A 26415-nucleotide genomic window follows, 5' to 3' on the forward strand; every position below is an offset into this window, starting at 1 on the left:
TCCACATCCGCCCGCACGGAACCTGAGAAGCGTCCAAGAAAGCGAGCACGATGAGCGACACGGCCACGCGGATCGCCCGGCGGACGTGGTGGCTGCCGTGGCTGATCGGCGCCGCCGTCGTGCCCGTCGGCGCGGCCACCGCGCTGCAGGCGCTGAGCACCGGCCAGCCGCTCAGCCGCACGTCCTTCGAGCTGCCGCGCAGCGCGCACCGGGTCGTCTACGAGGTCACCGGTTCCGGTTCCGCGCCGGAGATCCGGTACGTCATCGACGGCGTCAACCGCACCGAGACGCTGCGCGACGTGCCCCTGCCGTGGCGTCTGGAGCTCGACCTCGAAGTCGGTCCCGCGCTCGGCGTGGTCCAGGTGATGGCGGCCAGTCCGGGCGGCTGCGCCGTCTCCGTGGACGGCGTGGTCGTGCACAGCGCGAACGCCCTGGACGACTGGACCTCCGTCTCCTGCTCCTCGGTGATCCGGCCATGAGGGCCCGCGCCGCGATCGTGGCCGCTGCGCTGGCGTTCGGCCTGCTGGCCGCACCCGCCGCGCGGGCCGAGACGCGGGTGCTGGACAGCTGCGTCGCCACCGTCACCGAAGGCGACGAGCTCGCGCTGAGCCCGCTCGCCGTGCTCGACCCGGTGGTGTCCGTGCTGGCGCCGCTGGACCCGCTGAACGTCCTGGTGCCCGCGTTCGAGACCGCGTGGCGCGCGACCCCGCCGATCGAGCTGCCCGCGGCAGGCCCGGCCGGGATCGCCGGGGACGTCATCGCCGACGCCGTGCTCGCGCGGCTCACCGGCATCTCGGTGGTCGGCCCGGTGCTCGACGTGCTCGTCGGCCCGGTGCACGGCCTGCTGGCCGGAACCTGCCGCATCACCGTTGTCCGGGCCGAGGCGCCGCCCGCGGACCCGGTGGCCGCGCCGCCACCACCGCCGCCCACGCTCGCCCCGCCGGAGCCCTCGCTGCCCGCGGGCGGACCGGCCGGGGGAGGGGCGCCGCCCGAGCCGTCGCCGTACCAGGGCGACGGCCCGGCCGGCGCGCTCCCCGCGCCCGGATCGCACTACGAGGTGCAGAGCACCGTCCCGCAGGCGCAGTTCGACTCGGTGGCGCTGGGACGATCCCGCGTGGCGGCGACCGCCGAGGCGCTGCCCGCGGACGACCCGCGGCCGTGGGAGAGCCCGGCGATCCTCGCCGCGCTGCTCATCGCACTCGTCGGAATCCAGCTCGGCCGGACCTGGATTTTGCGCCGAACGGACGAATAGACTCCTCCCGGTGCGGGAGGCGAAGGGGATCCAGCGGGCGTTCCGCCCGCCCGCTGGATCCCAGGGGCCCTGTCCGCATTACAGGGCGACCTCCATGCTAATCCGGGGTACCCAAGAATTGCCTGAGAAAACCCCGCTGCCTGAGAAGACGCCGCGCCGTCCGGTGCCCGTCCACATCGGACAGCGCAGGTCACGCGCCGAGCGCTTCGCGCACCTCACGCACGACGGTGTCCACGTCGGCCTCGGAGAGCGCGGGGTGCACCGGCAGCGACAGGACCTCGTCGGTGACCTTCAACGCGACCGGGAAGTCCTGCCGGGACACCGCCGGGATCTGCGGGTGCTCGCGGAAGCGGTCGTCGTCGAACACCAGCTTCGGGTGGTGCACCTCGGTTTCGACGCCGCGCTGGGCCAGTTCGGCGACCAGCTCGTCGCGGGCGAGCATCGCGTGCGGGCCGATCAGCACGCTGTACCGGTGCCACGCGTGCTCGCGGCCGGGCAGCTCGGCGGGCACCGTGAGCCCGGGCGTGCCGGCCAGGCCGACGGACAGCTGTCGCGCGTTGCGCCGCCGCGCCGCGAGCAGCTCGTCCAGCCGGTCCAGCTGCGGGATGCCGACGGCGGCGTGCAGTTCGGACATGCGGTGGTCGCGCAGCAGGCGCAGGCGATCGGCCAGCCCGGCGTCGTCGGTGGTGACCACGCCGCCCTCGCCGGTGGTCACGATCTTGTTGGCGGACAACGAAAAGCAGCCGACATCGAACCCCCCGGCCGCCCGCCCGGCGAAGGTCGCGCCGACCGCCTGGGCCGCGTCCTCGACCAGGTGCAGCCCGTGTTCCTCCGCCAGCGGGGCGAGCTTGCCCATGTCCGCGGTCTGGCCGTAGAGGTGGACCGGGAGGATCACGCGGGTCTCCGGCGTGATCTCGGCCGCGACCGCGTCCGGGTCGACCGCGAAGTCGTCGCGAGTGATGTCGGCGAAGCGGACGGTCGCGCCGGTCGCCAGGACCGCGCGGAGCGTCGCGGCGGAGGTGAGCGGCGAGGTGATCACCTCGTCGCCGGGGCCGAGCCCGAGCGCATCGAGCGCGCTGCGGAGCGCGGCGGTGCCGCTGCTCACGGCGACCGCGTGCGCGGTGCCCGCGGCGCGGGCGAAGGCGTCCTCGAAGCGGGCGACCACCGGGCCCCGCGTGAGCGTTCCCGACCGCAGCACCTCCACCACGAGGGATTCGGCATCGCGGGCGTCGACCGCGGTGACGGGGATCATCGGCTCGGCGTTTCCTTTACTGTGTTCGGCTCAGGCGTCCGTAAGACTGTACGAATGGAACCCGCGTGGTAAACCGCATCCACCCGACTGGTGCAGGTCCGGCCCGACCGGAAGGCGCGCTCCGGTGACCCTGCTGGCTCCCGGCGCCCGGATCGTCGACGCCGAAACCGGCGCCGTCCTGGACGGTCCGGCGCTGATCACCGAGGTCGAACGGCGGGCCGACGAACTCGCGGCCCTGCCGGACGGCGTGTTGTTCGCCCGCACCGGCGTCGACCTGAGCGGGGTGCTCACCTACGTCGCGGCGGTGCAGGCCGGGCGCGCGGTGGCGCTGGTCGACCCGGCGCTCGACGTCCCGGTGCTGGCCGGCCTGATCGAGCGGTTCCGCCCGTCGGCCGTGCTGGACGCGCCCGCCGCCGAGCCGCCAGCCGGGTACCGGGCCGGGGAGGGGAAGTGGCTGCGCCTCGACCGGGACGGGATCCGCCCGCACGGTGATCTCGCGGTGTTGCTGCCGACCAGCGGTTCGACCGGCAACCCGAAGCTGGTGCGGTTGTCCCGCAAGGCGATCCTGACCAACGCGCACGCGATCGCCGACGTGCTGGGCATCGACGAGCGCGAGGTGGCGCCCACCACGCTGCCGCTGCACTACGCGTACGGCCTGTCCGTGCTCAACTCGCACCTGGTCAGCGGCGCGACGGTGGTGGTCGAGCGGGAGGGCATCCTCGGCCGCGGGTTCTGGGACACGGTCGCCGCGCACGAGTGCACGTCGGTCGCCGGGGTGCCCTACCACTACGAGATGTTGCGGCGGTTGCGGTTCGACCCGGCCGCGAACCCGGGCGTGCACACGCTCACCCAGGCCGGCGGCCGGATGCGGCCCGAGCTGATCGCCGAGTTCGACACGTTGATGCGGTCGGCGGGCGGGCGGTTGTTCGTGATGTACGGCCAGACCGAGGCGGCGCCGCGCATGGCGATCATGCCGTCGGAGCGGCTGGCGGAGAAGATCGGCTCGGTGGGGCCCGCGCTGCCCGGCGGGCAGTTCGCGATCCGCCGCCCGGACGGCGGCGACACCACGCACCCCAAGATCACCGGCGAGATCGTCTACCGCGGGCCGAACGTGATGATGGGCTACGCGTCGACCGCGGAGGAGCTCGCGCTGGGCGACGAGTGCGGTGGCGTGCTCCCCACCGGCGACCTCGGGTACCTCGACGAGGAGGGATTCCTGTTCGTCACGGGGCGGCTCAAGCGGATCGGCAAGGTCTTCGGCAACCGGATCAGCCTGGACGACCTGGAGGCCGCGACGCGCGCGACGGGCCTGGGGATCGACATCGTGGCCGCCGTCCCGGCGGATGACAAGGTGGTGCTGTTCGCGGAGGGCGCCGCGGCCGACACCTGCAAGGCGGCGTCACACGCGCTCTCCGACCGGCTGCACCTGCACGCCTCGGGCTTCGACGTCCGCCCGATCGACACGATCCCCCTGCTGGCCAGCGGCAAGATCGACTACCAGGCGCTGGAGGAGCAGATCTGACCCGCGCGGGGCGGGCAGCCGGCCGCCGCCCCGCACCGGCGCGCTCACTTGCCCCGCCTCCCGGCGGTCACCCCGCCGCCGCGGCGGCTCACCCGCCTCGGCCCACGCGCCGACGCGGCTTCGGCCGGCCAGGCCCGACCCGCAGGGCGGGCCGCGCCCTGCACCGGCGCGCCCACTTGCCCCGCCTCTCGGCCCCGCCGCCGCGGCGGCTTACCCGCCACGGGGCCCCGCCACAGCGGCCACCCACTCCCGCCACCGCGGCGGCCAGCCATCCCTGCCACCGCAGCGACTCACTCCCGCCACCGCGTCCACCCACCGCGGCGACCCACCACCGCCACCGCGGCGGCCACCCACTCCCGCCACCGCAGCGAATCACTCCCGCCACCGCGGCCCCCACCCCACCCACCAACCCCCGAAATGTCTCGGCGACGAAACAATCCGGGCGCGGGAGCGATACCTACGGCAAGGGTGGAGCGGCGTCACGGAGGGTGAGAGGTGCCTGGTGCCCTGGTCGCCGCGTGGCTGGCGCTGGCGGGGGTGGTGACCGCGGCGTGGCCGCGCGTCGCGACGTTGCGCGCGAACCGGGGCTGGGTCCTGTTCCTCGCGCTCGTGTTCGCCCTGGTCCTGCAGCTCGTCGTGGCCACGGTGCCGGACGACGCGTTCGTCACGTTCCGCTACGCCCGCAACATGGCCGAGGGCTACGGCGCCGTCTACACGATCGGCGAGCGCACCCAGGGCCTGCCGAACTTCCTGTGGCTGGTGCTGGTCACGCTGCCCGGAGCGTTGTTCGGCGCGGACGTCGTCACCGGCGCGGTCGTGCTGGGCATCGCGTGCGCGCTCGGCTGCGTCGTCGTGGCGTACCTGCTGGCGAAGCGCTTCACGACCGCCGCCGGGGTCCTCGCCGCGCTGCTCACCGCGGGGGCGAGCCTGTTCGCCTCGCACGGGCTGGCCGGCACCGAGACGCCGCTGTTCGTGCTGCTCGTGCTGGCCGGGTGCCTGGCCCTGGTCACCGGCCACCCGCTGGTCGCCGGAGTGCTCGCCGCGCTGGCCGTGATGACCCGCTCCGACGGCGTCGTGTTCGCGCTGCTCGGCGAGATCTGGCTGCTGACGGCCGCGGTGCGGCGCCGGTCGAGCTGGTGGGGCCCCGCCGGCTACCTGCTGGGCGCGCTGGTGTTCCTCGTGCCGTGGTGGGCCTGGGAGGCGACCTACTACGGGCACGCCCGGAGCGGCTGGCCCGCGTCGTCCCACCTGCCGTACGGCTTCCTGCTGAGCGCACTGGCCGCGGTGGGCGCGGCCGTGGCGTCGGGCAGGACGAGCAACCGCCCGTCGCCACGGCCCCGGCGGCGGCTGGCCGAGCGGCGTGTCGCGCCGGCGGTCGCGCTCGTACTGTGCGCGGTCAGCGTGCCGGCCGCGTTCGCCGCCCAGCAGGTCGTGCACGTCGACCGCCAGCGGATGGCGCAGACCACCGAGATCGGTCACTGGCTGCGCGGCCGCCTGCCGTCCGGGTCGAACATCGACACGTTCGGCAACGCCGCGCTGGCCTACCGCGCCGGCTCCCGCATGATGATCACCGGCGTCACCGGGTCCGCCCCCGACGACGAGTACGCGCCGGTCGCGCTGTTCGGCCTGCCGGTGCTCGCCGCGCCGCTGGCCTGGTACTCACCGGCGCAGGACTGCGGGATCGCGGAGAAGTACGCGCAGCGCTACGAGGTCGCCACCTTCCAGCGCACCGGGCTGGGCTGGCTGACGCTGTACCTGCGCGCGGACAGCGAGTCCCGCCTGCTGTCCCAGCTCTCCGGCGATGAGCGGCTGACGTACGTGCCCTGCCCTTAGAACCAGCGCTCGAGCACCTGCGCGACGCCGTCCTCGCTGTTCGGGCTCGTCACCTCGTCCGCGATCGCCAGCACCTCGGGGTGCGCGTTGGCCATCGCCACGCCGTGCCCGGCCCACTTGAGCATCTCCAGGTCGTTGGGCATGTCGCCGAACGCGATGATCCGCTCGACCGGCACGCCGAACCGCTCGGCCACCTCGGCCAGCCCGGTCGCCTTCGTGATGCCGTGCGCCGCGATCTCGATCAGCCCGCCGCTGGCGGAGAACGTGATGTCCACCGACTCGTCGAGCACCGCGCGCGCCGCCCGCGCCATCTCGTCCGACGTCATGTCCGGGTGGCTGACCAGCAGTTTCACCGCAGGCCGCCCGACGATCTCGGCCCGGGACACCGGCACGCCCTCGCCGTCGCCCCACGGGTTGTGGTAGCCGTGCTCGACCACCAGGTGCTCGACGTCGGGGTCGAGCGCGCGGCGGCCGACCCGTTCGGCGGCGAACCCGGCGCCCGGCAGCGCCTTCGTCAGTTCGTGCACGGCGTCGTTGAGCATCATCGGCTCCAGCGCGCCGTGCACCCCGACCACCTCGTCCTTGCCGATGTCGTACAGCACGGCGCCGTTCGCGCACACTGCGTAACCGGTCAGGCCGCCGGCCTGCGCCACCGACGGGATCCAGCGCGGCGGGCGGCCGGTGGCGAGCACGATCGGGATCCCCGCTTCCGTGGCGCGGCGCAGCACGGCGGCGGTGCGGGGGGACATCCGTTCCATCGGGTCGAGCAGGGTGCCGTCCACATCCGACGCGATCAGCAGGGGTTTCTCCACACCCCCATTGTCCCCCGGGGTCCGGGCCGACGGATTGTCGGTGCTGACCGATAGCGTGGGCCGGTGCGCGTTGGCATCGTGATTCTTCCCGAGGACCGGTGGTGGGCGGCCGAGCCGAAGTGGCGGGCCGCCGAGGAGTACGGCTTCGACCACGCCTGGACCTACGACCACCTTGGCTGGAGAACGCTGGTCGACGGCCCGTGGTTCGCCGCGGTCCCCACCCTGACCGCCGCGGCCATGGTGACCTCCACGATCCGGCTCGGCACGTTCGTCGCCTCGCCCAACTTCCGCCACCCAGTGCCGTTCACCCGCGAGCTGATCACCCTCGACGACGTGGCCGACGGCCGTCTCATCCTGGGCATCGGCGCGGGCGGCCTGGGCTATGACGCGGGCGTGCTGGGCGGCGAGGAGCTCACCCCGCGCCAGCGGTCCGACCGGTTCGCCGAGTTCGTCGAGGCGCTGGACGGCCTGCTCATCACTGATGGGTTCGACTACGAGGGCACCTATTACACGGCCCGCGGCGCCCGCAATCTGCCCGGTTGCGTGCAGCGGCCGCGAATTCCGTTCCTGATCGCCGCCAACGGGCCACGCGCGATGAAAGTTGCCGCAACTTATGGTGGCGGCTGGGTGACCACCGGTCCCCGCGTCGAAACGCTCGACGAGTGGTGGCAGGGCGTCGCCGAGCTGTCCCGGCGCTTCGACCAGGTGCTGGCCGAGAACGACCGGGCGGGCGAGGACGTCCACCGGTACCTCAGCCTCGACTCGTCCCCGGTGTTTTCCCTGGTCAGCGCCCAGGCGTTCACCGACGCGGCCGGTCGCGCCGCCGAGCTCGGCTTCACCGACGTGGTCGTGCACTGGCCGCGTTCGTCCGGCCCGTACGCCGGCCGCGAGGCCGTGCTCGAAGAAGTGGTGGCCGACGTGCTCCCGGGCCTGCGCGAAGCGCAATAGTGAATGTGGGTGCGATTGCCCTCAGTAGCGTCGGTACCCTCGCTTCCCGTGAGCGAGCACACGAGCAACACTGACGTCACCGACGCCGAATTCGCCGGGTACGACCTGGTCGTCGTCGGCTCCGGCTTCTTCGGGCTGACGGTCGCCGAGCGTGCGGCCAGCCAGCTCGGCAAGCGCGTGCTCGTGCTGGAACGGCGTTCCCACCTGGGGGGCAACGCCTACTCCGAGGCCGAGCCGGAGACCGGCATCGAGGTGCACCGCTACGGCGCGCACCTGTTCCACACGTCGAACAAGCGGGTCTGGGACTACGTCAACCAGTTCACCGAGTTCACGAACTACCAGCACCGCGTGTTCGGCAAGTACAAGGGGCAGGTCTACCCGCTGCCGATGAACCTGGCGCTGATCAACCAGTTCTTCGGCAAGTCGCACACGCCGGACGAGGCCCGCGCGCTGATCGCCGAGCAGGCCAGCGAGATCAACACGGCGGACGCGCAGAACTTCGAAGAGAAGGCCATCTCGCTCATCGGCCGCCCGCTGTACGAGGCGTTCTTCCGCGGCTACACCGCCAAGCAGTGGCAGACCGACCCGAAGGAGCTGCCCGCGGGCAACATCACCCGCCTGCCGGTGCGCTACACCTTCGACAACCGGTACTTCAACGACACCTACGAGGGCCTGCCGGTCGACGGCTACACCGCCTGGCTGGAGCGGATGGCCGACCACGAGCTCATCGAGGTCCGCCTGAACACCGACTACTTCGACGTCCGCGACCGCATCCCGGCAGGCACGCCGACCGTCTACACCGGCCCGCTGGACCTCTACTTCGGCTACTCCGAGGGCCGCCTCGGCTGGCGCACGCTCGACTTCGAGCAGGAGGTCGTCCCCACGGGTGATTACCAGGGCACGTCCGTCATGAACTACAACGACGAGGACGTCCCCTTCACGCGGATCCACGAGTTCCGCCACTTCCACCCGGAGCGCGACTACCCGAAGGACAAGACGGTCATCGTCCGCGAGTACTCGCGCTTCGCGAACGACGACGACGAGCCGTACTACCCGATCAACACCCCGGACGACCGGGCGAAGCTGGAGCGGTACCGGGAGCTGGCGAAGGCCGAGGCGCGCGAGCGCAACGTGCTCTTCGGCGGTCGCCTCGGCACCTACAAGTACCTGGACATGCACATGGCCATCGGTTCGGCGCTGTCGGTCTTCGACAACAAGATCGCCCCGCACCTGACCGAGGGCGCCCCCCTGGACGGGAGCATCGATGCTTGAGAAGAAGCCGGAGCGCGCCGCTGAGATCGAGGTGCTCTCCAAGGTCCAGGGCGCCCTGAAGCGCCCGGCCACCGTGAAGGCCGCCCGCGGCCTGTCCCACTTCGGTGAGCACGCGATCGGGTGGTTCGCCGCCGGTCTCGTCGGCGCCGCGGTGGACCGCAAGCGCCGCAAGGACTGGCTGGTCGCGGCCGCCGGCGTGGTGGGCGCGCACGGCGCGTCGATCGCCGTGAAACGCGTGGTCCGGCGGCCCCGCCCGCAGGACCCGAGCGTCGAGGTCCTGGTGGGCACGCCGAGCCGGCTGAGCTTCCCGTCCTCGCACGCCACGTCCACTACGGCGGCGGCGGTGCTCTACTCGGGATTGACCGGGCGTAACCTGGTTCCCGCGCTCGTCCCGCCGATGTTGGCGTCCCGGCTCGTGTTGGGGGTGCACTACCCGACCGATGTGCTCGCCGGCGCCGCGCTCGGCGGTGTGGTCGGAGGTCTGCTGCGCAGGAAAATCCGCAAAAAGGGGTAGGGAACCACCCGTGACCAAATCAGTGAACAACGCCGCGGAAGCCGAGATCGTGGACGAAACCAGCGAAACGGCCGAGGCGAAGACCGCGCAGTCGGCGGAGACGGCCGAGCCGGCCGAGACGACGACCGAACCGGCTCCGGCGGCCAAGCGCGGCCCGGTGGGCATGGTCCTCGGCGTCGCCAAGACCGCACGGCCGAAGCAGTGGGCGAAGAACGTCCTGGTCTTCGTCGCGCCGTTCACCGCGGCCCAGATCACCAACGGTTCGGTGCTGCTCGACGCGGTCATCGCGTTCGTGGCGTTCAGCCTGGTCGCGTCGTCGGTGTACCTGATCAACGACGCGGTCGACGTGGAGGCCGACAAGGCGCACCCGACCAAGCGGAACCGGCCGATCGCGGCCGGGATCGTGCCGGTGCCGGTCGCGTACGCGGCCGCGGTGCTGTTCTTCGGCGTCGGCCTGGGGCTGTCGTTCCTCGCGAGCCCGGAACTGGCCATCGTGCTGGGGGTCTACGAGGCGGTCCAGCTGGGCTACTGCTTCGGCCTCAAGCACCAGCCGGTGATCGACCTGGCGATCGTCGGGTCCGGCTTCCTGATGCGCTCGATCGCCGGTGGTGTCGCCGCCGGCATCGCGCTGTCGCAGTGGTTCCTGCTGGTCACGGCGTTCGGTTCGCTGTTCATGGTCGCGGGCAAGCGCTACGCCGAGATCATGCTCTTCGAGCGCACCGGGGCGAAGATCCGCTCGTCGCTGAAGAAGTACTCGGCCAGCTACCTGCGCTTCGTGTGGGCGACCGCGGCGGCGATCCTGATCATGTCGTACTCGCTGTGGGCGTTCGAGCTGCGTGAGGGCGCCGACCAGTCCGTGTGGCCGGTCATCTCGATGGTGCCGTTCGTGATCGCCGTGCTGCGCTACGCGGTCGACGTCGACGGCGGCACCGCGGGCGCGCCCGACGAGATCGTGCTCAAGGACCGGATCCTGCAGGTCCTCGGCGTGCTGTGGGTCGCCACCCTCGGGATCACCTTCTACCTGTGACGACCACCTTGGCCCGGCCCGGCGGCGGCACGTCGACCGAACCCGCACCGCGCCCCGCGCTGACCCGCCTCGGACCCGGCCGCACGCTGGCCGAGCTCGTGCTGGGCACGGTCGCGGCGGTCGTGTTCAGCCTGGTCCTGCAGTTCGGCTCGAACAAGCTGGGCGTCGACCCGGGCACTTACGTGCCGGACGCGCTGGTCAACCTGGCCGTCGCGGTGATCGTCGTCGTGTTGTTCGGGTCGCTGGTCTACAGCGGCGCGGCCCGCTGGCCGCTGTGGGTGCGCCTCGGCGGCAGCTGGGCTGCGCTGACCGCGCTGTCCACCCTGCTGCTGGCGATCCCGCTGCAGGGCACCCGGTTCTTCCTCGGCGGCTCCAGCGTGGACAACACGTTCCGCCTGCAGTACCTGGAGCGCTTGACCGAGACGGCCGGGCTGGCTGATGTGAACTACCACGGGCTGGCCGCCTACTACCCGGGCGGCTGGTTCTGGCTGGGCGGCCGGTTCGCGAACCTACTGGGCCTGGAGGGCTGGGCCGCCTACAAGCCGTACTCGATCACCTGGGCCGCGGTGTCCGGGGTGGTCGCGTTCGTGCTGTGGAGCCTGGTCGTGCGGCGCCGGATGGCGCTGCTGGCCTCGGTCGCCACGATCCTGGCCGGGTTCGTCGCCCTCGGGCCGGAGGAGCCGTACGCCTGGCCGACCACCGCGTGGCTGCCGCCGGTCATGCTGCTGGCCTGGCACGCGCTGCGCTCGCGTGAGCGGGTGCCGGCCTGGACGCTGCTGCTGATCGGCGTCTACCTGGGCTTCTCCGCGGTCACCTACACGCTGCACGTCGCGTACGGCGTGGCGGCCGTGGTGGTGCTGTCGCTGGTCGTGCTCGCGCTGGACGTCCGCGCGGGGCAGCAGCCGTGGCCCGTGGTGCGGCGGTTGCTGCTGCGCCTGGTGGTCATCGGCGTGGTCACGGCGGTGCTGGCCCTGATCACGTGGGGCCCGTTCATCCTGGCGGGCGGGCTGGGCAAGCCGAACGTCGCCGCGCACTTCCTGCCCGAGATCAGCGCCTACTTCCCGATGCCGTTCACCTCCGCGAGCGCGTTCGGCGTGCTGTGCCTGGCCGGTCTGGTGTGGCTGGTGCTGCGCGCCCGCCGCGACCCGGTCGCGCTGGTGATGCTGGTGCTGACCGCGCTGGTCTACGCCTGGTTCGCGGTGTCGAACCTCGCGCTGCTGGTCCGCACCACGCTGCTGTCGTTCCGGTTCATCGTGACCGTCGACGTGGTGCTCGCGGTGGCCGGCGTGTTCGCGCTCGTCGAGCTGGTGCGGGTGCTGCCGCGGCTGATCGGCCGGGTCCGCCCGGTGCGGACGGTCGCGTTTGCGCTGGCCGTGCTCGGCGCGGTGTCGGTGTCCCAGACGATCGTGGGCACGACCATGAAGGACTCGGTGGACACCGCCGAGTCCGACTACTACCCGGACGGCTGGACCGCGAGCTTCGGGCACGACCCGGAGCAGGACGGGTACTGGACGCCGCAGCTGATCAGCACGATCGCCGAGCTGACCGGTCGGCCGCCGACCGGCAACATCGTGTTCTCGGCGCACGACCGGCTGCTGTCGTTCGAGCCGTACTGGGGTTTCCAGCAGACCACGCCGCACTACGCGAACCCGCTGGCCGGCTACACGCAGCGCAACGACGAGATCCGGTCCTGGGCGACCGCCCGGGACTCGGCCGACCTCCTCGCGCGGCTGCGGTCGAACCCGCACGAGGCGCCCAACGTCTTCGTGCTGCGCCGCGGCGACGACGGGAAACTGCTGGCGCCGGTCGTGTCCGACACGTTCCCGCGTGCCGTGCCGATCCGCGTCGACGAGGTCGAATTCGCGCCGGAACTGTTCTCGGCGCCCGAGTTCGAGCGGCGCGACGTCGGGCCGTTCACGGTGATCGTGGACTCTTCGGCACCACCGATTAGCTGAATGTGTGAGTTTCTCGTAAACTGCTCCGCACACACCCGTTGATCGGAAACGCAGAGGGGGCTCCGGCGTGACCTACCCCCTGTACCGCACCGGCACGATCGCCGTCGTGGACGGCGTCGCGCACCCGGTTTCGTATGCGGCGGGCGACAACTACGTGCACTTCCCGCAGGTGCGGGACGCGAGACCGGCGCCGTTCCCGCGCCAGGAACTCGCCGGCCCGGTTCCGGTGGAGATGTGTGAACGCGTTTTCTCGGTGCAGGTCTACGCCACCTACCGGGACCACCGCGTGATGGTCGACGCGGCGTACGAGAACGGCACCGCACGCGTTCTGGATGCCGAATGGGACCACGAGTGGGCCACCATCAACGGTTTCGTCCAGGAGAACTCCTACGAGTACTACAAGACCGTCGACATGCGGGATCTGCGTGACTACGCGGAACGGCAGAACGACTTGTTGTTCACGCGGTGGCGGGCGGCGCGGTTCGCGCGGCCGGTCGAGGGCATCACGCCGCACGGCGGCTGGCCCAACGGCCAGGCCGCGGTCGTCAGCGGCCGCCCGCGGTCCGGTGTGCTGGAGACCGAAGGCGGCCGGGTCGCCGAGGTGAGCACGCGCGCGGAGTACCTCGGTTCGTCGTGTGAGGTAGCGGGGATCACTTTGGACGGTTCGGTCGGAGTGCACTACCTGGGCAGCGATTTCGAGCGCGCCGAGGCCGACGGGTTCCGCCCTGGTCCGGACGGCCGCTGGTCCAAGACGGTGCACATCTTCGACCTGGCGCGCTACCACGAGGTCCACCGGGACCTGCTGTTCGACCAGTGGCGTGAGTCGAGGGATAGCCTGGCCCGATGAGGCAACCACGGAACCAGGCCCGGGCGTGTGCGTGAAGTGACACAGGTTCTGGACGTTTCAGACGAGGTCGACCGCACCGCTCGCCGGCCGCGCCGGGCGCTGCCCGGGAATCCGGAGTTCTGGCTCACCGGGGCGCTGGCCGCGCTGGTCGGCGTGGTGTTCGTGGCCAGTGGCATGGCGTGGAACCAGGGCAAGCTGATCGCGCCGCTCGACGACGTCTACATCCACCTGCAGTACGGGCGGCAGCTGGGACTGGGACACTTCTTCCAGTTCAACACGGGCGACGACATCAGCGCCGGGGCGAGCAGCCTGTTGTACGCGCTGGTGCTGGGTGCGGCGTACCTGGTGGGGTTCCACGGCACGTTCTTCCTGGCCTTCGCGATGGGGTTCGGCATCCTGTGCTTCGCGCTGGCGACCGGGCTGGTCACGGTGCTGGGCACGAAGCTGGTGTCGCGTTCGGTCGGCGTGTGGTCGGGTGTCCTGGTCGCGTTGAGCGGGCCGCTGGCGTGGGGTTCGGCCAGTGGCATGGAGGTCGGCCTGGTCATGCTGCTGGTGGTCGCGACGCTGCTGGCGTTCGTGACCGAGCAGCCGTGGGCGCGGTTCCGCTGGACGCCGATCCTGGGCGGCCTGCTGGCGCTGGTGCGGACCGAGGGCCTGATCCTGGCGGTGACGCTCGCGTTCGCGGCGTTGTGGACGGTGTGGGCGCACCGGCACATGACGCGTCCACGGCGGACGGTGCTGCGGGCACTGTGGACACTGCTGCCGATCGCGGTCGGCGTGGCGCAACTGCTGTTCTACAAGATCGCGACGGGGACGGCGTCGGCGAACGGTATCCAGTCGAAGTCGTTCCTGCACGACCGGCCGGTGTTCTGGCTGAGCGAGTTCGCGGACCGCACGATGGCGAACGCGCGGGCGTTCGTGAGCATCTTCCTGGGTTTCGACGGGCAGGACTACGCGTTCCCGGGTGCGTTGCTGGTGTTCGCGGCGGGGATGGTCTACGTGTTCCTGACGCGGCCGACGTGGCGGCCGATGCTGTACGCGCTGGCGGCCGGGTTGCTGCTGATCCTGGTGTCGGTGTCCACTTTGAACACCGCGCTGGTGCACGAGCTGCGGTACGTGCAGCCGTTCATGCCGGTGTTCGTGCTGTTCGTGGTGATCGGCGTGTACGGGCTGAGCCGGATCGCGGCGCGGGAGCGGGCGCGGCGGATCTCGCTGCACGGCGCGCTGGTGGTGGTGCTGGTGTTGTCGCTGGCGACGCTGCCGAGCTGGTCGGTGCGGTTCGGCCGGGCGACGGCGGCCATTCGCGACACGGACGTGTCGGTGGCGCAGTGGGTGCGGGGGAACCTGCCGCCGGGTTCGGTGGTGGCGGTGAAGGACGTCGGCGCGGTCGCGTACTTCGGCGGGCACCGGGTGCTGGACCTGATCGGCCTGGGCACGAACGGTTTCGCGGCGCCGGCGAACAACGGCACGGGTTCGTTGTACGAGGCGTTGAAGCACCTGCCCGCGGCGGAGCGGCCGGAGTACTTCGCGGTGTACGACCCGTGGCCGGGGCCGTCGATGGAGCCGTTGAAGGACGTCGGGGTGTTGCGGACGCCGTCGGAGATGAGCTTCGAGGTGCAGGCGCAGCCGGATCTGGGTGGGCGGTTGATCGTCCCGTTCCGGTGGCTGAACGTGTACGAGGCGGACTGGTCGCTGGCGGGCAGCGGCGACTCGCAGGCGGTGCCCGGTGAGCTGCGGGACTACGTGAACGTGGGTGACCTGCGCAGCGAGGGGGAGCACGGGTACGAGCCGGTGCTGGCCCAGGTGGGCACGCAGCCGTGGACGTCGCTGGGCCGGGTGGGCGACGTGATCGACAGCGCAAGGCCCATCGTCGGCGGGGAGAGGTTCACGGCGCACAACCTGGTGCCCGGCCGCCCCCTGACGCTGACGTCCCGCACGGCGATGCACGGCACGGTGTTCGACATGCGGGTGCTGGTCAACGGCGTGGAGGCGGGCGTCTGGACGCGTGATTCCCAGCAGGGCACGTGGTCGACGTACAGCTTCACGGTGCCGGCCGAGCTCGTGACGGCGCCATCGGTGGAGGTCGAGATCCAGCAGCCGCGCCCGCTGCTGAACCCCTACCCGGACTACACCTCGTACGGCTACTGGCTGAGCCAGTAGACCGGGGTTCGCGCCTCTGCTGTGCGCGAACTTTGTTGCCGAACAAGATCGGCGGCTGGTGTGCTGGACGCATGAGTGACGAGAAGCCCGCACTGGTCCTGCACCTGGCCACCGGCGGTGAGCCGCTGCTGTTCGCGCTGCCGCCGGAGGACGTCGAAGAGCTCGAAAAGGAGCTGCACCTGCTGCTCGAGCACGGCTCGGTGCAGACGGTGACGACCAAGGAGGGGGCAAAGGTGAGCGTGAACTTCAGCCAAGTGGCCGTCGCGTACATCGACGACCTGCAGCGGAAGAACAAGGTCTTCGGCCTGCGCTGACCCGCCCACCGGCCCGGTGCGGCAGGGGAGTCCGCCACGGCCGCGCGAGCCGCCCAACGGCGGCGCCACGTGGGTGCCGGTCATGTGTGCGCGAGCGACCCAGCGGTGGCGGCGCGAGTGGCCCAGTGGTGGCGGCGCGAGCGGCCCAGTGGTGGCGGCACGGTTGGCCCAGTGGTGGCGGCACGAGTGGCGCAGGGGCGATGGCACGTGGAGACCGGTCGCGCCCGCATGAGTGGCCCAGCGGTGGCGACCCGGACGGCTCAGCGGCAGTGCCACGTGAGAACGGTTCGTGCCCGCGCGAGCGGCCCAGTGGTGGCGGCACGGTTGGCCCAGCGGTGGCGGCACGAGTGGCCCAGTGGTGGCGGCACGAGTGGCCCAGTGGTGGCGGCACGAGTGGCGCAGGGGCGATGGCACGTGGAGACCGGTCGCGCCCGCATGAGTGGCCCAGCGGTGGCGACCCGGACGGCTCAGCGGCAGTGCCACGTGAGAACGGTTCGTGCCCACGCGAGCGGCCCAGTGGTGGCGGCACGGTTGGCCCAGGGGCGATGGCACGTGGGAGCCCGTCGCGGTCACACGAGTGGCCCATTGGCGGTGCCCCAGGAGGCCTTTCGCGCCCGCATGAGTGGCCCAGCCGTCGTTTACGAGGGGGCCGGCCGGGCACCCACGAGCGGCCCAGCGAAGGCGCGACGAACGGGCCAGCCTCGTCCCCCGCGAGGAGCTCAACCGCGCGCTCATGAAAAGCCCAGGCACGTGCCGCGAGAGGTCCAGCCGCGCGCTCGCGACAAGCCCAACTGCGCGCCAGCGACAAGCCCAACCGCGCGCCGGCGACAACCCCCCAAACCCCCACCAGCCAACCCCGCCGCCGCCACCACCCCCACCCACCTCACAAACACCCCCCAAAACAAAACCGGCCCTGCCGCAGAAGCAGCAGGGCCGGCCAAAAGCCGAAAAACCTCAGAGCCGGTACAACCGCTTCCAGTTCTCGCGGCTCGTGAGCTGTGGCAGGGCGCGCTTGTACTGCGCCTGCACCGCGTGCCCCTCCTTGCGGAGCCGGTTCAGGGTCTTCATCGCGCGCTTGCCCAGTTCGAACATGCGTTCCCGGTCGTACTTGCGCACCCGCACGCCCTCCTGGGACGCGTCGGTCACCACGGCCGTGTCGAAGAGCGCCACGTGCCACCAGTGAGCCTCATCATTGGGCACGGCGCCAAGCGCGAACCGGGACCGGCCGCGCAGCCGGTCGAAGACCCGCTTCACCAGGATCAGCCGCTGCAGCGCGGGACGCGGCGCGGCGTTGATGATCCCGATGTCGTTGGACGCGATCCCGGGCACCTCGGTGGCGTCGTGACGCTTCGTCTCCGGGTACTGGGCCCGGATGGCTCGAATTTCCTGCATCGCGGCGACACCGCCGTCCTCCAGGATCGACGGGCCCTCCAGGAAGTCCTCGACCGCCTTGATCAGCGTGTGCGTCAACCCGTACTGCATGCCCAGCAGGTACCGCACGACCTGGGCCATCAGCGTCCGGCACACCACGTTCAGGTTGAAGTCACTGTGCAGCGCCGCGGTGATGATCGAGTTGCGCAGGTTGAAGTACCGGTGCCACTCGTCCCAGTCCTTCCAGTGGAAGTCCGCGTGCCAGACACCCGCGCCGGGCAGCGTGACCGTCGGGAAGCCGTGCGCCCGCGCCCGGTAGCTGTACTCGGCGTCGTCCCACTGGAAGAAGAACGGCATCGGGTACCCGATGGCCTTGACCACCTCGTAGGGGATCAGGCACGACCACCAGCCGTTGTAGCCGGCGTCGAGCCGCTTCTCCTGGCGGTTCGGCTCGCCGGTCTCCTCGTCGACACCCAGCAGGTCGGCCGTGTGCAGGCTGTGCTCGACCGGCACCCCCGGCTCCAGCTTCTCCAGCCGCGCGTACTCGGCACCCACGTGCAGCTGGTGCGGGTGCAGCAGGTTCAGCATCTGCCCGCCGACGATGACCGGGTTCGCGGCCATGTTCGAGAACGCCGTCATCCGCACGACCAGGTCCGGCTCGAGCAGCACGTCGTCGTCCATGAACAGCACGTTCGCGTGCTCGGTCTCGGTGTGCCCGGCCACCTCGTACAGGCCGCGGGTGAAACCGCCGGCGCCACCGAGGTTCGGCTGGGTGATGTACTTCAGCTTGTCGCCGAGGTCGGCCGCCACCTGCGCGAACCCCTCGCGCGAGTCGACCCGGTCGGTGCCCTGGTCGGCGACGTAGATGGCGTCCAGGGTGTCCAGCGACTGGAGGTCACCGGCCAGCGCCTGCAGGTTCTTCAGGCAGTCGTCGGCGCGGTTCATCGTGCAGATGGTCACCGCGGTCGGCCGGATCTTCTCCGGCGGCTCGACGGTCCACCGCACCCGCTCCACGGTCAGTCGCTGCCCGGCCTGGGTCTCCAGGTCCAGCCACAGCGCGCCGCCGTCGTAGAACTTGTCGATCTTGACGTCGACCGCCACGACCGCCCCGTCGGCGCCCTCGACCTCGCGCGCCTCGATCGTGCGCGGCTCGCCCTCGACGTCGGACGCGCGCACCGCGAGCTGGCCCGCCCCGCTCACGACCGCCTCGACCCGGACCTGGCGCACCTTCGTCCAGCGCTGCCAGTAGCTGGCCGGGAACCGGCCGAAGTAGGTGTTGCCGGACACGCGCGCCGACGGCTCCAGCGTCACGCCGTCGCGCCCGCGGTTCACGACACCCTCGAGCACCTCGGAGTAGAGGTCCTTGGAAACGATGGGCGACGGCCCGGCGTACAGCCCGCGCTGCGCGGTCAGGCGGCCCTGCGGAACGTGTTCGGCGAACGTGGTCTGGTCCTGCATCGCCTGGGCTCCGTTGGTCTTCGCCTTCGCGGGGGCAGGCTGTCCCGCGGCAGTCTTGCCGGCCATCAGTTCTCAGTCCTCCAGGGGAATCCGACTAGCGCCAGCCAAGTTACACGGGTCACCTGTGAAGGAATCACGAGCCGGACTCCGGCGAAACATCGGTCACACCTTGTTCGCGGAAGACAACCCACTTGAGCATCACGAAGTTGATGGCGGTCGCGGTGCCCTGCGAGATCACCCAAGCGACGGTCGGCTTGAACGCGAACTCGCCGAGCACGTGCAACATCAGCGCGTTCATGCCGACGGCCACGAAGAAAGTGACGCCGTACAGCAGGACGAAGCCGCCGATCTGACCCTTGCCGTCTTTGCGGCCGCCGGAGAACGTGAACTTCCGGTTAAGAAAAAAGGCGGTCGTGGTGCCGACGATGAAACTGATCGCGCGCGCGACCGTGTCCCACGGAGCGTAATCAAGTCCGATCGCTCGTAACACCGTGTAGGTACCGAGATCGAGCAACGCGCAAAATCCGCCGATCAGCGCGAATCGCACCAACTGGCCGAGCAGGCCCGGGCTCGCCTTCGCCGTCACTGCCTGCTCCTGCGGTTCCGTAGACACCACTGCACTACCTCGCCAGCGTGCGATTTCCAGGACCGGAAAAGTGTAGAAGCGCCTCGGTCAAAGCCGCCCCCCGGGGATGGTTACCCTGGTCCGGGTGAACACGACACCGCATACCGAGCGGCGGACACTCACCGGGTGGGGTCGCACCGCCCCGACCGTCGCAGACGTGCTGACCACGCCGGACGTGGAGACGATCGCCCGCGCGGTGGCGCAGGCCGGCGAGCGCGGCGTCATCGCCCGCGGGCTCGGCCGCTCCTACGGGGACCCGGCGCAGAACGCCGGTGGTCTCGTCATCGACATGACCGCCCTGAACACGATCCACTCGATCAACCCGGACACCGGAGAGGTCGACCTGGACGCCGGGGTGAGCCTCGACCAGCTGATGAAGGCCGCGCTGCCGTACGGTCTGTGGGTCCCGGTGCTGCCCGGAACGCGCCAGGTGACCATCGGTGGCGCGATCGCCAACGACATCCACGGCAAGAACCACCACAGCGCGGGCAGCTTCGGCAACCACGTGCTGTCGATGGACCTGGTGACCGCGGACGGCCAGATCCGCACGCTGACCCCGGAGGGCCCCGAGTCGGAGCTGTTCTGGGCGACGGTCGCGGGCATCGGCCTCACCGGCATCATCGTGCGCGCGAAGATCCGCATGAAGAAGACCGAGAGCGCCTACTTCATCGTGGACGCGGACCGCACGTCGAGCCTGGACGAGACCCTGGAGCTGTTCAGCAACGGGTCCGACCTGAACTACGACTACTCGATGTCGGTGCCGGACCTCATCAACTCCGACAGCCGCCTCGGCCGGGCCACGTTCTCCCGCGGCTCGCTGGCCAAGCTGGACCAGCTGCCGCCGAAGCTGCAGGCCGATCCGCTGAAGTTCGACGCGCCGCAGCTGATGACGCTGCCCGACGTGTTCCCCAACGGTCTCGGCAACAAGCTGACGTTCGGGATGCTGAACAACATCTGGCAGCGCACGGTGCCGAAGAAGGGCGCGCGCGGCAAGATCCAGAACCTGACGCAGTTCTACCACCCGCTGGACATGCTCAGCGAGTGGAACCGCGCCTACGGTTCCAAGGGTTTCCTGCAGTACCAGTTCTCCGTGCCGTTCGGCCGGGAGGACGCGCTGAAGGACCTGTGCCGCAAGATCGCGACGTCCGGCCACTACTCGTTCCTGAACGTGTTCAAGCGGATGGGCGAGGGCAACCGCGCGCCGCTGTCCTGGCCGTCGCCGGGCTGGATGCTGTCGGTGGACTTCCCCATCAAGGACGGCCTCGGCCGCTTCTGCACCGAACTCGACGAAGACGTCCTGGCGGCCGGTGGGCGGCTGTACACCGCGAAGGACTCGCGCACCACGCCGGAGACCTTCGCGAAGATGTACCCCCGGCTGGAGGAGTGGCGCAAGATCCGCCAGTCGGTCGACCCCGAGGGCGTGTTCGCGTCCGACATGAGCCGGAGGCTTGAACTGTGATCGACGCTGTTGGCAACCCCCAGTCCCTGCTGCTGCTCGGCGGCACGTCGGACATCGCGCTGGCCATCGCGCAGAAGTACCTCGCGGACGCGCCCGAACTGCGCGTCGTGCTGGCGGCGCGGGCGTCCGAGCGGCGCAAGCTGGCCGCGGAGAAGCTGCGCGCGGCAGGCGCCACGGTGTCCGAAGTGGACTTCGACGCGAAGGACACGGCGTCCCACCCGGCGGTGCTGGACCAGGCGTTCGCGCAGGGTGACATCGACGTGGCCGTGGTGGCGTTCGGCCTGCTCGGCGACAACGAGGAGGCGTGGCAGAACCACGCCACCGCGGTCGAGCTGGCCACGGTGAACTACACCGCGGCGGTGTCGGTCGGCGTGGCGCTGGCGGACAAGCTCAAGAAGCAGGGCCACGGCTCGGTGATCGCGCTGTCCTCTGTGGCCGGTGAGCGCGTGCGGCGGTCGAACTTCGTGTACGGCTCGACCAAGGCGGGTTTCGACGGGTTCTACCTGGGCCTGGGCGAGGCGCTGGCGCCGTCCGGCGTCAAGGTGACGGTCGTGCGGCCGGGCCAGGTCAAGACGAAGATGACCGAGGGCCTGGGCAAGGCGCCGCTGGAGCAGACCGCCGAGCAGGTCGCCGAAATCGCCGTCGACGCGGCGCGCAAGGGCAAGGACCTGGTGTGGGCGCCCGGCGCGTTCCGCGCGGTCATGTCGGTGCTGCGCCACGTGCCGCGACCGATTTTCCGCAAGCTGCCGATCTGATCGGTTCCACGCGAAAGGCCCCGGGCGCTGTCCGGGGCCTTTCACGTCTGGCAGGGCGGAAGCCGCTTCAGGCCGGCGGCTCCAGCAACACGAGCGGGATCCGGCGGTCGGTCTTCCGCTCCCACTCGAGGTACGTCGGCCAGACCGCGACGCCGTACTCCCACCACTCGCACCGCTCCTCGCCGGCGAGCTCGCGGGCGACGTAGGTCCTCTTGACCGGGCCGTCCTGCAGCTCCACCACCGGGTGCGCACGGATGTTGCTGACCCAGCCCGGATTCGCGCGGCCGCCGCCGTTGGACGCCACCGCGAGGTATTTCCCGTCCTTCTCGATCCGCATGATCGGCGACTTGCGGATCTTGCCGGTCTTGGCGCCGACGGTCGTGATCACGACGATCGGGCCGCCGCCGGGCTCGTTCAGGTTGGCTTCGCCGTTGGACGTCTCGAACCTCTCCACGGCTTCGCGGACCCAGTCAGTGGGGCTCGGTGCGTACTCTCCCTTGGCGGGATCACTCATGTCCAGCACAAGGCGGTCGGCGGCCGTGCTATTCCTGCCACCGACGATCAGTAGCGGAAGAAGCGCTCCCGCTGCCCCTGGCGCACCAGCTTGAGCCACTGCACGAACGCGCCCGGGTCGCGCTTCACGCCCACGAAGTACAGGCCGAACCGCAGGATCTCCAGCGCGCCGATCTTGCGCATCCCCGGCTGGGACAGCAGGTAGCCGCGGTTGCGGTAGGTGTAGTAGCGCTTGACCTCGTTCTCCGGGTCCTGCGCGTGGAACCGCCCGCCGAGCATCGGCTTGAACTCGTCCGAACCGTCCGGGTGCAGGTAGGACACCCGCAGCGACGTGCCGAACGGCAGTCCGGAACGGACCAGCCGCCGGTGCACCTCGACCTCGTCGCCGCGCACGAACAGCCGCAGGTCCGGCACCCCGACCACGTCCAGGGTGGACGACCGGAACAACGCGCCGTTGAACAGCGACGCGATGCCGGGCAGGAAGTCGGTGCCCAGCTCCGCCGAGGACCGCTTCCACGTCAGGCCCCGGCGCAGCGGGAACGCCAGCTTCTCCGGCGCGTTGATGTTGGTGACCATCGGCGAGATCTCGGCCAGGCCGCGCTTCTCGGCCTCCTCCAGCAGCACCGCCAGCACCGTCTCGTCGGCGGGGCGGCCGTCGTCATCGGCCAGCCACACCCAGTCCGCGCCCAGCGCGAGCGCGTGCAGGATCCCGAGCGCGAACCCGCCGGCGCCGCCCAGGTTGTGGTGCGACGGCAGGTACGTGTACTGCCCGGGGAACGACTCCACGACGTCCCGCGCCGGCTGGTCCGGGCCGTTGTCCACGACCACCAGGTGGTCCACCGGCCGGGTCTGCGCGGCGATGATCTTCAGCGAGTCCGCGAGCAGCTCACGGCGGTGCCGCGTGACGACCACCGCCGCCACACCGCCCGGTCGCATCGGAGCCTGCTCCGGACCGCTCATGTCACTCCCCGCCCTGTACCGCCGGCGCGGCGTCGATCCGCTGCGCGGCTTCCGCGCTGATGTTCTCGAACGGGTCCCGGCCCTTGTACGCGGTGAGCACCTCGCGCAGGCCGCCCCGCATCTTCATCCGGCCCTCGTCCATCCAGATGGCCGTCGTGCACAGCTCCAAGAGTAGGTCGTCGGCGTGCGAGGCGAAGACCAACATGCCGGAGCGGTTCACCAGATCCACGAGCCGGTCCCGCGCCTTGTTGAGGAACGCCGCGTCGACCGCGCCGATGCCCTCGTCCAGGATCAGGATCTCCGGGTCGATGGTGGTGACCACGCCCAGCGCGAGCCGCACCCGCATACCGGTCGAGTAGGTGCGCAGCGGCATCTGCAGGTAGTCGCCGAGCTCGGTGAACTCCGCGATGTCGTCGACCCGCTTCTCCATCTGCTTGCGCGTCATGCCGAGGAACAGGCCGCGGATCATGATGTTCTCGTAGCCGGAGATCTCCGGGTCCATGCCGACGCCCAGGTCGAACACCGGCGCGACCTTGCCCTGCACGCGGGCCAGGCCGCGGGTGGGCTCGTAGATGCCGGACAGCAGCCGCAGCAGGGTCGACTTGCCCGCCCCGTTGTGGCCGACCAGCCCGACCCGGTCACCCTCGCGCAGCGACAGGGTGATGTCCTGCAGCGCCTCGATGATCGGCACCTTCGACTCGGTGCCGATCTTGCCGCCGACCTTGCCGAGGACCTTCTTCTTCAGCGACCGCGTCTTGGCGTCGAAGATCGGGAAGTCGACGTACGCGTTCTGCACATCAATGCTGACCATTGGTCGTTCTCACACCCAGTAGGAGACGCGGGACCGGTAGTTGCGCATGGCGACGAGCGCGAGCAGCCAGCCCACGACCGTGATGCCACCCACGGCGACCCAGCTCCACGGGCTGACGGCCTGCCCGATCAGCGGCGCGCGCAGGATCTGGACGAAGTGGTAGATGGGATTCAGGTGGATGATCGGCTCCGCCCAGCTGACGCTGCCACCGCGCTGGCCCGACTTGAGCTGGTCGATCGGCCAGACGATCGGGGTCAGGTAGAACAGCAGCTGGATCAGCGAGTTGATCACCTGCGGGATGTCCCGGTAGCGCGTGGAGATGATGCCAAGCAGCAGCGTCACCCAGACCCCGTTGAACGCCAGCAGGAAGAACGCCGGGATCGCGGTGAGCGTGTACCAGCCGATGCCGGGGTGGCAGATGTTGTCCGGCATGCACATGCCGCTCTGCGACAGCGCGTAGTCGTGGTTCAGGCTGCCGAAGAAGATGCCGACCACGACCACGATGACGATCAGGTTGTGCGCGAACATCAGCGTCTGCCGCCACACCGTGCGCAGCGCGTACACGGTCAACGGCGCGCGGATCTGCTTGATCAGACCCTCGTTCGCGATGAACGTCTCCATGCCCTCGGTCAGGCAGCCGCTGATGAAGGCCCAGACGATGAACCCCGCGCTGATGTAGGGCAGGAACGTCTGGATGTGCATGTTGAACAGCTGCGAGTACAGCAGCCCCAGACCGAGCGCGATCACGCCCTGGCTGATGGTGATCCAGAACGGGCCGATCACCGACCGGCGGTACCGCTGCTTGATGTCCTGCCAGCCGAGGTGGCTCCACAGTTCGCGCTGGCGGAGGCCTTCCTTGATGTCGCCGAACGCGCGCCCGAAGGTGCGGCTGTCCGACAAGGGCGGAAGCTCAGCCGCGCGGGCGAGATCTTCGCTGGTCTGGTCGACCGTGCTGGTGGCTTGCACGGGACCTAGCGTAGCGAGCGGGACACGCGCACTCCGGGCAGGGCGGAGACGCCCGATTTGGCTGATCATCGGGCGAAATCACGCTGTGCCACCGTCCGTGACGGCAGCGTGTGCGTCCGGCGCGTACTCTCGCCCGGGGTGCGCACCCGAAAACGGGCAACCTGGCGAAAGGCCGGCTGAATGACCACCACCACCGAGGAACCCCAGCGCCGCGCTCCCATCCGCGGCTGGGTGTGGACCGCCGTGGCCGCCTTGCCGGTCGCGTTGACCGCCGCGTGGATCGGGCTCGGCCACGACGTCCGGTACGTGCTGGGCGGCCTGGACGTCAGCCCGTTCGGCGCGACCGGCACGTTCGTGCACCGGCCGCTGGCCTACCGCTGGCTGGCCGAGGGGCTGAGCGTCTTCGACGTGGGCTCGGTCGGGGTCGGCGAGGGGCTGGTCCGGCTGGTCGCCCTGGCCCTCACGGCGGGCGCGGCGTGGTGGTTGCGCGCGGGGCTGCGTCAGCGGCTGCCGTCCGGGGAGGCGTCGGCGGTGGCCGCGGCCGTCGGCCTGGCCCTGGCGCTGGCCCCGAACTGGGACTTCCTGCAGCCCGAGTGGGTGGCGGCCGTGCTGGGGACCGCCGCGATCGGGGCCGCGCTGCGGACGTCGAGCCTGCTCGCCGGGCTGTTGCTGGGACTGGCGGCGCTGGTCGGGTACGCCACCCTGCCGATCGCGTTGGTCGCGCTCGGCGTGATCGCCGTGCTGGACCGGCGGCGCGCGACGCTCGCCGGGATCACCGCCGCGGTGTCCGGGCTCGCGCTGTTCGGGCTGAGCCTGCTCGCGCCGCGGGAGTGGCGGTGGCTGCGGGAGGCGTGGCTGCTCAACGACGGCGCCGCCCGGGACTTCGGCTCGATCGTGCGGTTCGCGGCCAACGAGGCCATGCTCGTGCCGCTGGTCGCGGTGCTGCCGGCGGCCCTGGTGGTGCTGGTGCGCGTGTCCCGGCGGCGCTGGGCCTGGCCGGTGCTGACGGTGCTCGCGCTGGCGCTCGTGCTGGCCGCCGCGGTGGTGCGGGGGCAGTGGTACCAGTACCACCTGGCCGCCTGGGTCCCGCTGGCCGCGGGACTGTGGGCGCTCGCCGTCGCGCGCTGGACGCTCGTGCACGGGCGCCCGCCGTGGGCGCTGGTCGGGGCGACGGTCGTGGTGCTGTTCGCCGCGCGGGTGTGTCTGGGCGCGTCCTACGCGTGGCGCTCCGGCCACGGCGCGCTCGCCTACGGCCTGCTCGCCGGCCTGGCCGTCGTGGCCGCGCTGGCCTGCGCGTTCGAACCCGGCCGCGGCGGACGGCAGGTGCTGTCGGTGCCGGTGCTGGTCGGGGTGCTCGCGTTGACGGTGCCCATCCTGCCGACGACGCCGTACTCGTTCGACGGCGTACACGCCGACTACACCAACGCCGGCCGTGTCGAGATCGAGCACAAGTTCACCGAGGAGATGCTGGCCGTCCGCGACCGGATCGGGGCGGACACCCCGGTCGCCTACCTGGCGTTCGGCGACATCGCCTACTTCATGGGCAACCCGACGCCGTGCCGCTACCCGTCGCCGGCCTACCTGCGGCGGGGCATGGACCTGCCGTCGGTGCGGGACACGGCGAGCTACGCGGAGAACCTCGCCTGCCTGTCCGACCCGTCCGTCCGGTACGTCGTCGTCCAGCCGCTCTGGGTCGACGCCGCCGGCCTGGTCGAGGGGCGGTTCGACTGCTCACGGGCGATCAGGAACGACGACGTGGTGGTCTGCCCGCGCGCCGACCGGTGATCCG

The 26415-nt window shown here is 70.8% G+C and carries 23 protein-coding genes; 15 read left to right on the forward strand and 8 right to left on the reverse strand.

All coding sequences use genetic code 11. The annotated features are described in order from the left end of the window. Window positions 1-50 precede the first annotated feature (50 nt). Both ABZ215_RS01955 and ABZ215_RS01960 read left to right on the forward strand, forming a co-directional pair. The gene (locus ABZ215_RS01955) at window positions 51-479 is read left to right on the forward strand and encodes an MmpS family transport accessory protein (protein ID WP_237337521.1); all 429 of its coding nucleotides are present in this window, start codon (window positions 51-53) and stop codon (window positions 477-479) included. Further along, window positions 476-1252, forward strand: coding sequence for a hypothetical protein (locus ABZ215_RS01960; RefSeq protein WP_354947074.1), 777 nt, complete (start codon window positions 476-478; stop codon window positions 1250-1252). Before ABZ215_RS01955 ends, ABZ215_RS01960 begins: the two co-directional genes overlap by 4 nt. Before the next feature lie 190 nt (window positions 1253-1442). On the opposite strand, the gene ABZ215_RS01965 is transcribed toward ABZ215_RS01960, so the two are convergent. Beyond that, complete coding sequence (locus ABZ215_RS01965) at window positions 1443-2504, reverse strand: DegT/DnrJ/EryC1/StrS family aminotransferase (RefSeq protein WP_354947076.1); 1062 nt, start codon at window positions 2502-2504, stop codon at window positions 1443-1445. A 124-nt stretch (window positions 2505-2628) separates the two neighbouring features. On the opposite strand from ABZ215_RS01965, the gene ABZ215_RS01970 reads away from it, so the two are divergent. Both ABZ215_RS01970 and ABZ215_RS01975 read left to right on the forward strand, forming a co-directional pair. Beyond that, entirely contained in the window at window positions 2629-4026 is a 1398-nt protein-coding gene (locus ABZ215_RS01970) for an AMP-binding protein (protein WP_354947078.1), read from the forward strand. Window positions 4027-4521: 495 nt separating this feature from the next. Further along, window positions 4522-5859 carry a hypothetical protein gene (locus ABZ215_RS01975; RefSeq protein WP_354947080.1) on the forward strand — a complete coding sequence of 446 codons (1338 nt, stop codon included), beginning with the start codon at window positions 4522-4524 and terminating at the stop codon, window positions 5857-5859. Here the strand turns inward: ABZ215_RS01975 and ABZ215_RS01980 are convergent. Then, window positions 5856-6671: an HAD family hydrolase gene (locus tag ABZ215_RS01980; protein WP_020416447.1), complete on the reverse strand. Its 816-nt coding sequence runs from the start codon at window positions 6669-6671 to the stop codon at window positions 5856-5858. The genes ABZ215_RS01975 and ABZ215_RS01980 overlap by 4 nt on opposite strands. A 63-nt stretch (window positions 6672-6734) precedes the next feature. Between ABZ215_RS01980 and ABZ215_RS01985 the strand changes: the two genes are divergently transcribed. From ABZ215_RS01985 to ABZ215_RS02020, 8 genes are all read left to right on the forward strand, one after another. Next, window positions 6735-7619, forward strand: coding sequence for an LLM class flavin-dependent oxidoreductase (locus ABZ215_RS01985; RefSeq protein WP_020416448.1), 885 nt, complete (start codon window positions 6735-6737; stop codon window positions 7617-7619). A 48-nt stretch (window positions 7620-7667) separates the two neighbouring features. Continuing rightward, window positions 7668-8891, forward strand: a complete 1224-nt coding sequence (glf, locus tag ABZ215_RS01990; RefSeq protein WP_020416449.1) for a UDP-galactopyranose mutase — start codon at window positions 7668-7670, stop codon at window positions 8889-8891. Beyond that, a complete protein-coding gene (locus ABZ215_RS01995; RefSeq protein WP_017986196.1) occupies window positions 8884-9405 on the forward strand; it encodes a phosphatase PAP2 family protein in 522 nt (173 codons plus the stop codon). Before glf ends, ABZ215_RS01995 begins: the two co-directional genes overlap by 8 nt. Before the next feature lie 157 nt (window positions 9406-9562). After that, complete coding sequence (locus ABZ215_RS02000) at window positions 9563-10432, forward strand: decaprenyl-phosphate phosphoribosyltransferase (protein WP_051079577.1); 870 nt, start codon at window positions 9563-9565, stop codon at window positions 10430-10432. Next, a complete protein-coding gene (locus ABZ215_RS02005; protein WP_354947082.1) occupies window positions 10429-12387 on the forward strand; it encodes an arabinofuranosyltransferase in 1959 nt (652 codons plus the stop codon). Before ABZ215_RS02000 ends, ABZ215_RS02005 begins: the two co-directional genes overlap by 4 nt. 67 nt (window positions 12388-12454) lie before the next feature. Further along, window positions 12455-13234: a hypothetical protein gene (locus ABZ215_RS02010; RefSeq protein WP_020416452.1), complete on the forward strand. Its 780-nt coding sequence runs from the start codon at window positions 12455-12457 to the stop codon at window positions 13232-13234. Between the two features lie 36 nt (window positions 13235-13270). After that, complete coding sequence (locus ABZ215_RS02015) at window positions 13271-15394, forward strand: hypothetical protein (protein ID WP_354947084.1); 2124 nt, start codon at window positions 13271-13273, stop codon at window positions 15392-15394. Window positions 15395-15465: 71 nt separating this feature from the next. Beyond that, complete coding sequence (locus ABZ215_RS02020; protein WP_354947086.1) at window positions 15466-15708, forward strand: hypothetical protein; 243 nt, start codon at window positions 15466-15468, stop codon at window positions 15706-15708. A gap of 954 nt (window positions 15709-16662) precedes the next feature. Here the strand turns inward: ABZ215_RS02020 and ABZ215_RS02025 are convergent. Continuing rightward, on the reverse strand, window positions 16663-18603 hold the full coding sequence (locus ABZ215_RS02025) for a glycosyltransferase (protein WP_354947088.1): 1941 nt from the start codon (window positions 18601-18603) through the stop codon (window positions 16663-16665). Window positions 18604-18670: 67 nt separating this feature from the next. After that, on the reverse strand, window positions 18671-19153 hold the full coding sequence (locus tag ABZ215_RS02030; protein ID WP_237338267.1) for a GtrA family protein: 483 nt from the start codon (window positions 19151-19153) through the stop codon (window positions 18671-18673). Between the two features lie 76 nt (window positions 19154-19229). On the opposite strand from ABZ215_RS02030, the gene ABZ215_RS02035 reads away from it, so the two are divergent. Together ABZ215_RS02035 and ABZ215_RS02040 are read left to right on the forward strand one after the other, a co-directional pair. Then, window positions 19230-20621: an FAD-binding oxidoreductase gene (locus tag ABZ215_RS02035; protein WP_051079482.1), complete on the forward strand. Its 1392-nt coding sequence runs from the start codon at window positions 19230-19232 to the stop codon at window positions 20619-20621. Continuing rightward, a complete protein-coding gene (locus ABZ215_RS02040; protein WP_237338266.1) occupies window positions 20618-21376 on the forward strand; it encodes a decaprenylphospho-beta-D-erythro-pentofuranosid-2-ulose 2-reductase in 759 nt (252 codons plus the stop codon). Before ABZ215_RS02035 ends, ABZ215_RS02040 begins: the two co-directional genes overlap by 4 nt. Before the next feature lie 67 nt (window positions 21377-21443). Here the strand turns inward: ABZ215_RS02040 and ABZ215_RS02045 are convergent, their stop codons facing one another. From ABZ215_RS02045 to ABZ215_RS02060, 4 genes are read right to left on the reverse strand one after another with little or no spacing between them, the layout of a single operon-like run. Beyond that, complete coding sequence (locus ABZ215_RS02045) at window positions 21444-21890, reverse strand: nitroreductase family deazaflavin-dependent oxidoreductase (protein ID WP_354947090.1); 447 nt, start codon at window positions 21888-21890, stop codon at window positions 21444-21446. A 47-nt stretch (window positions 21891-21937) separates the two neighbouring features. Continuing rightward, window positions 21938-22825: a glycosyltransferase family 2 protein gene (locus ABZ215_RS02050; RefSeq protein ID WP_345070265.1), complete on the reverse strand. Its 888-nt coding sequence runs from the start codon at window positions 22823-22825 to the stop codon at window positions 21938-21940. Window positions 22826-22850: 25 nt separating this feature from the next. Continuing rightward, entirely contained in the window at window positions 22851-23660 is an 810-nt protein-coding gene (locus ABZ215_RS02055; protein WP_017986208.1) for an ABC transporter ATP-binding protein, read from the reverse strand. A 9-nt stretch (window positions 23661-23669) separates the two neighbouring features. Continuing rightward, window positions 23670-24626 (reverse strand): ABC transporter permease, encoded by a 957-nt coding sequence (locus ABZ215_RS02060; RefSeq protein ID WP_020416462.1) that lies wholly within the window; start codon window positions 24624-24626, stop codon window positions 23670-23672. A gap of 180 nt (window positions 24627-24806) precedes the next feature. Here ABZ215_RS02060 and ABZ215_RS02065 point away from each other — a divergent pair, with 180 nt between their 5' ends. Beyond that, a complete protein-coding gene (locus ABZ215_RS02065; RefSeq protein WP_354947092.1) occupies window positions 24807-26411 on the forward strand; it encodes a hypothetical protein in 1605 nt (534 codons plus the stop codon). Window positions 26412-26415 lie beyond the last annotated feature (4 nt).

Origin of the sequence: Amycolatopsis sp. NPDC006131, from assembly GCF_040614175.1 — a bacterium.
GTDB lineage: Bacteria > Actinomycetota > Actinomycetes > Mycobacteriales > Pseudonocardiaceae > Amycolatopsis_E > Amycolatopsis_E tucumanensis.

Excerpts from the sequence above, each read along its gene's own strand:
- ABZ215_RS02035 (WP_051079482.1), top strand. The coding sequence starts at position 19,230 with ATGGTTACCCTGGTCCGGGTGAACACGACACCGCATACCGAGCGGCGG.
- ABZ215_RS02050 (WP_345070265.1), bottom strand. The coding sequence starts at position 22,825 with ATGCGACCGGGCGGTGTGGCGGCGGTGGTCGTCACGCGGCACCGCCGT.
- ABZ215_RS01955 (WP_237337521.1), top strand. The coding sequence starts at position 51 with ATGAGCGACACGGCCACGCGGATCGCCCGGCGGACGTGGTGGCTGCCG.
- ABZ215_RS02045 (WP_354947090.1), bottom strand. The coding sequence starts at position 21,890 with ATGAGTGATCCCGCCAAGGGAGAGTACGCACCGAGCCCCACTGACTGG.
- ABZ215_RS02065 (WP_354947092.1), top strand. The coding sequence starts at position 24,807 with ATGACCACCACCACCGAGGAACCCCAGCGCCGCGCTCCCATCCGCGGC.
- ABZ215_RS02025 (WP_354947088.1), bottom strand. The coding sequence starts at position 18,603 with ATGGCCGGCAAGACTGCCGCGGGACAGCCTGCCCCCGCGAAGGCGAAG.
- ABZ215_RS02020 (WP_354947086.1), top strand. The coding sequence starts at position 15,466 with ATGAGTGACGAGAAGCCCGCACTGGTCCTGCACCTGGCCACCGGCGGT.
- ABZ215_RS01965 (WP_354947076.1), bottom strand. The coding sequence starts at position 2,504 with ATGATCCCCGTCACCGCGGTCGACGCCCGCGATGCCGAATCCCTCGTG.
- ABZ215_RS01960 (WP_354947074.1), top strand. The coding sequence starts at position 476 with ATGAGGGCCCGCGCCGCGATCGTGGCCGCTGCGCTGGCGTTCGGCCTG.
- ABZ215_RS02055 (WP_017986208.1), bottom strand. The coding sequence starts at position 23,660 with ATGGTCAGCATTGATGTGCAGAACGCGTACGTCGACTTCCCGATCTTC.
- ABZ215_RS01995 (WP_017986196.1), top strand. The coding sequence starts at position 8,884 with ATGCTTGAGAAGAAGCCGGAGCGCGCCGCTGAGATCGAGGTGCTCTCC.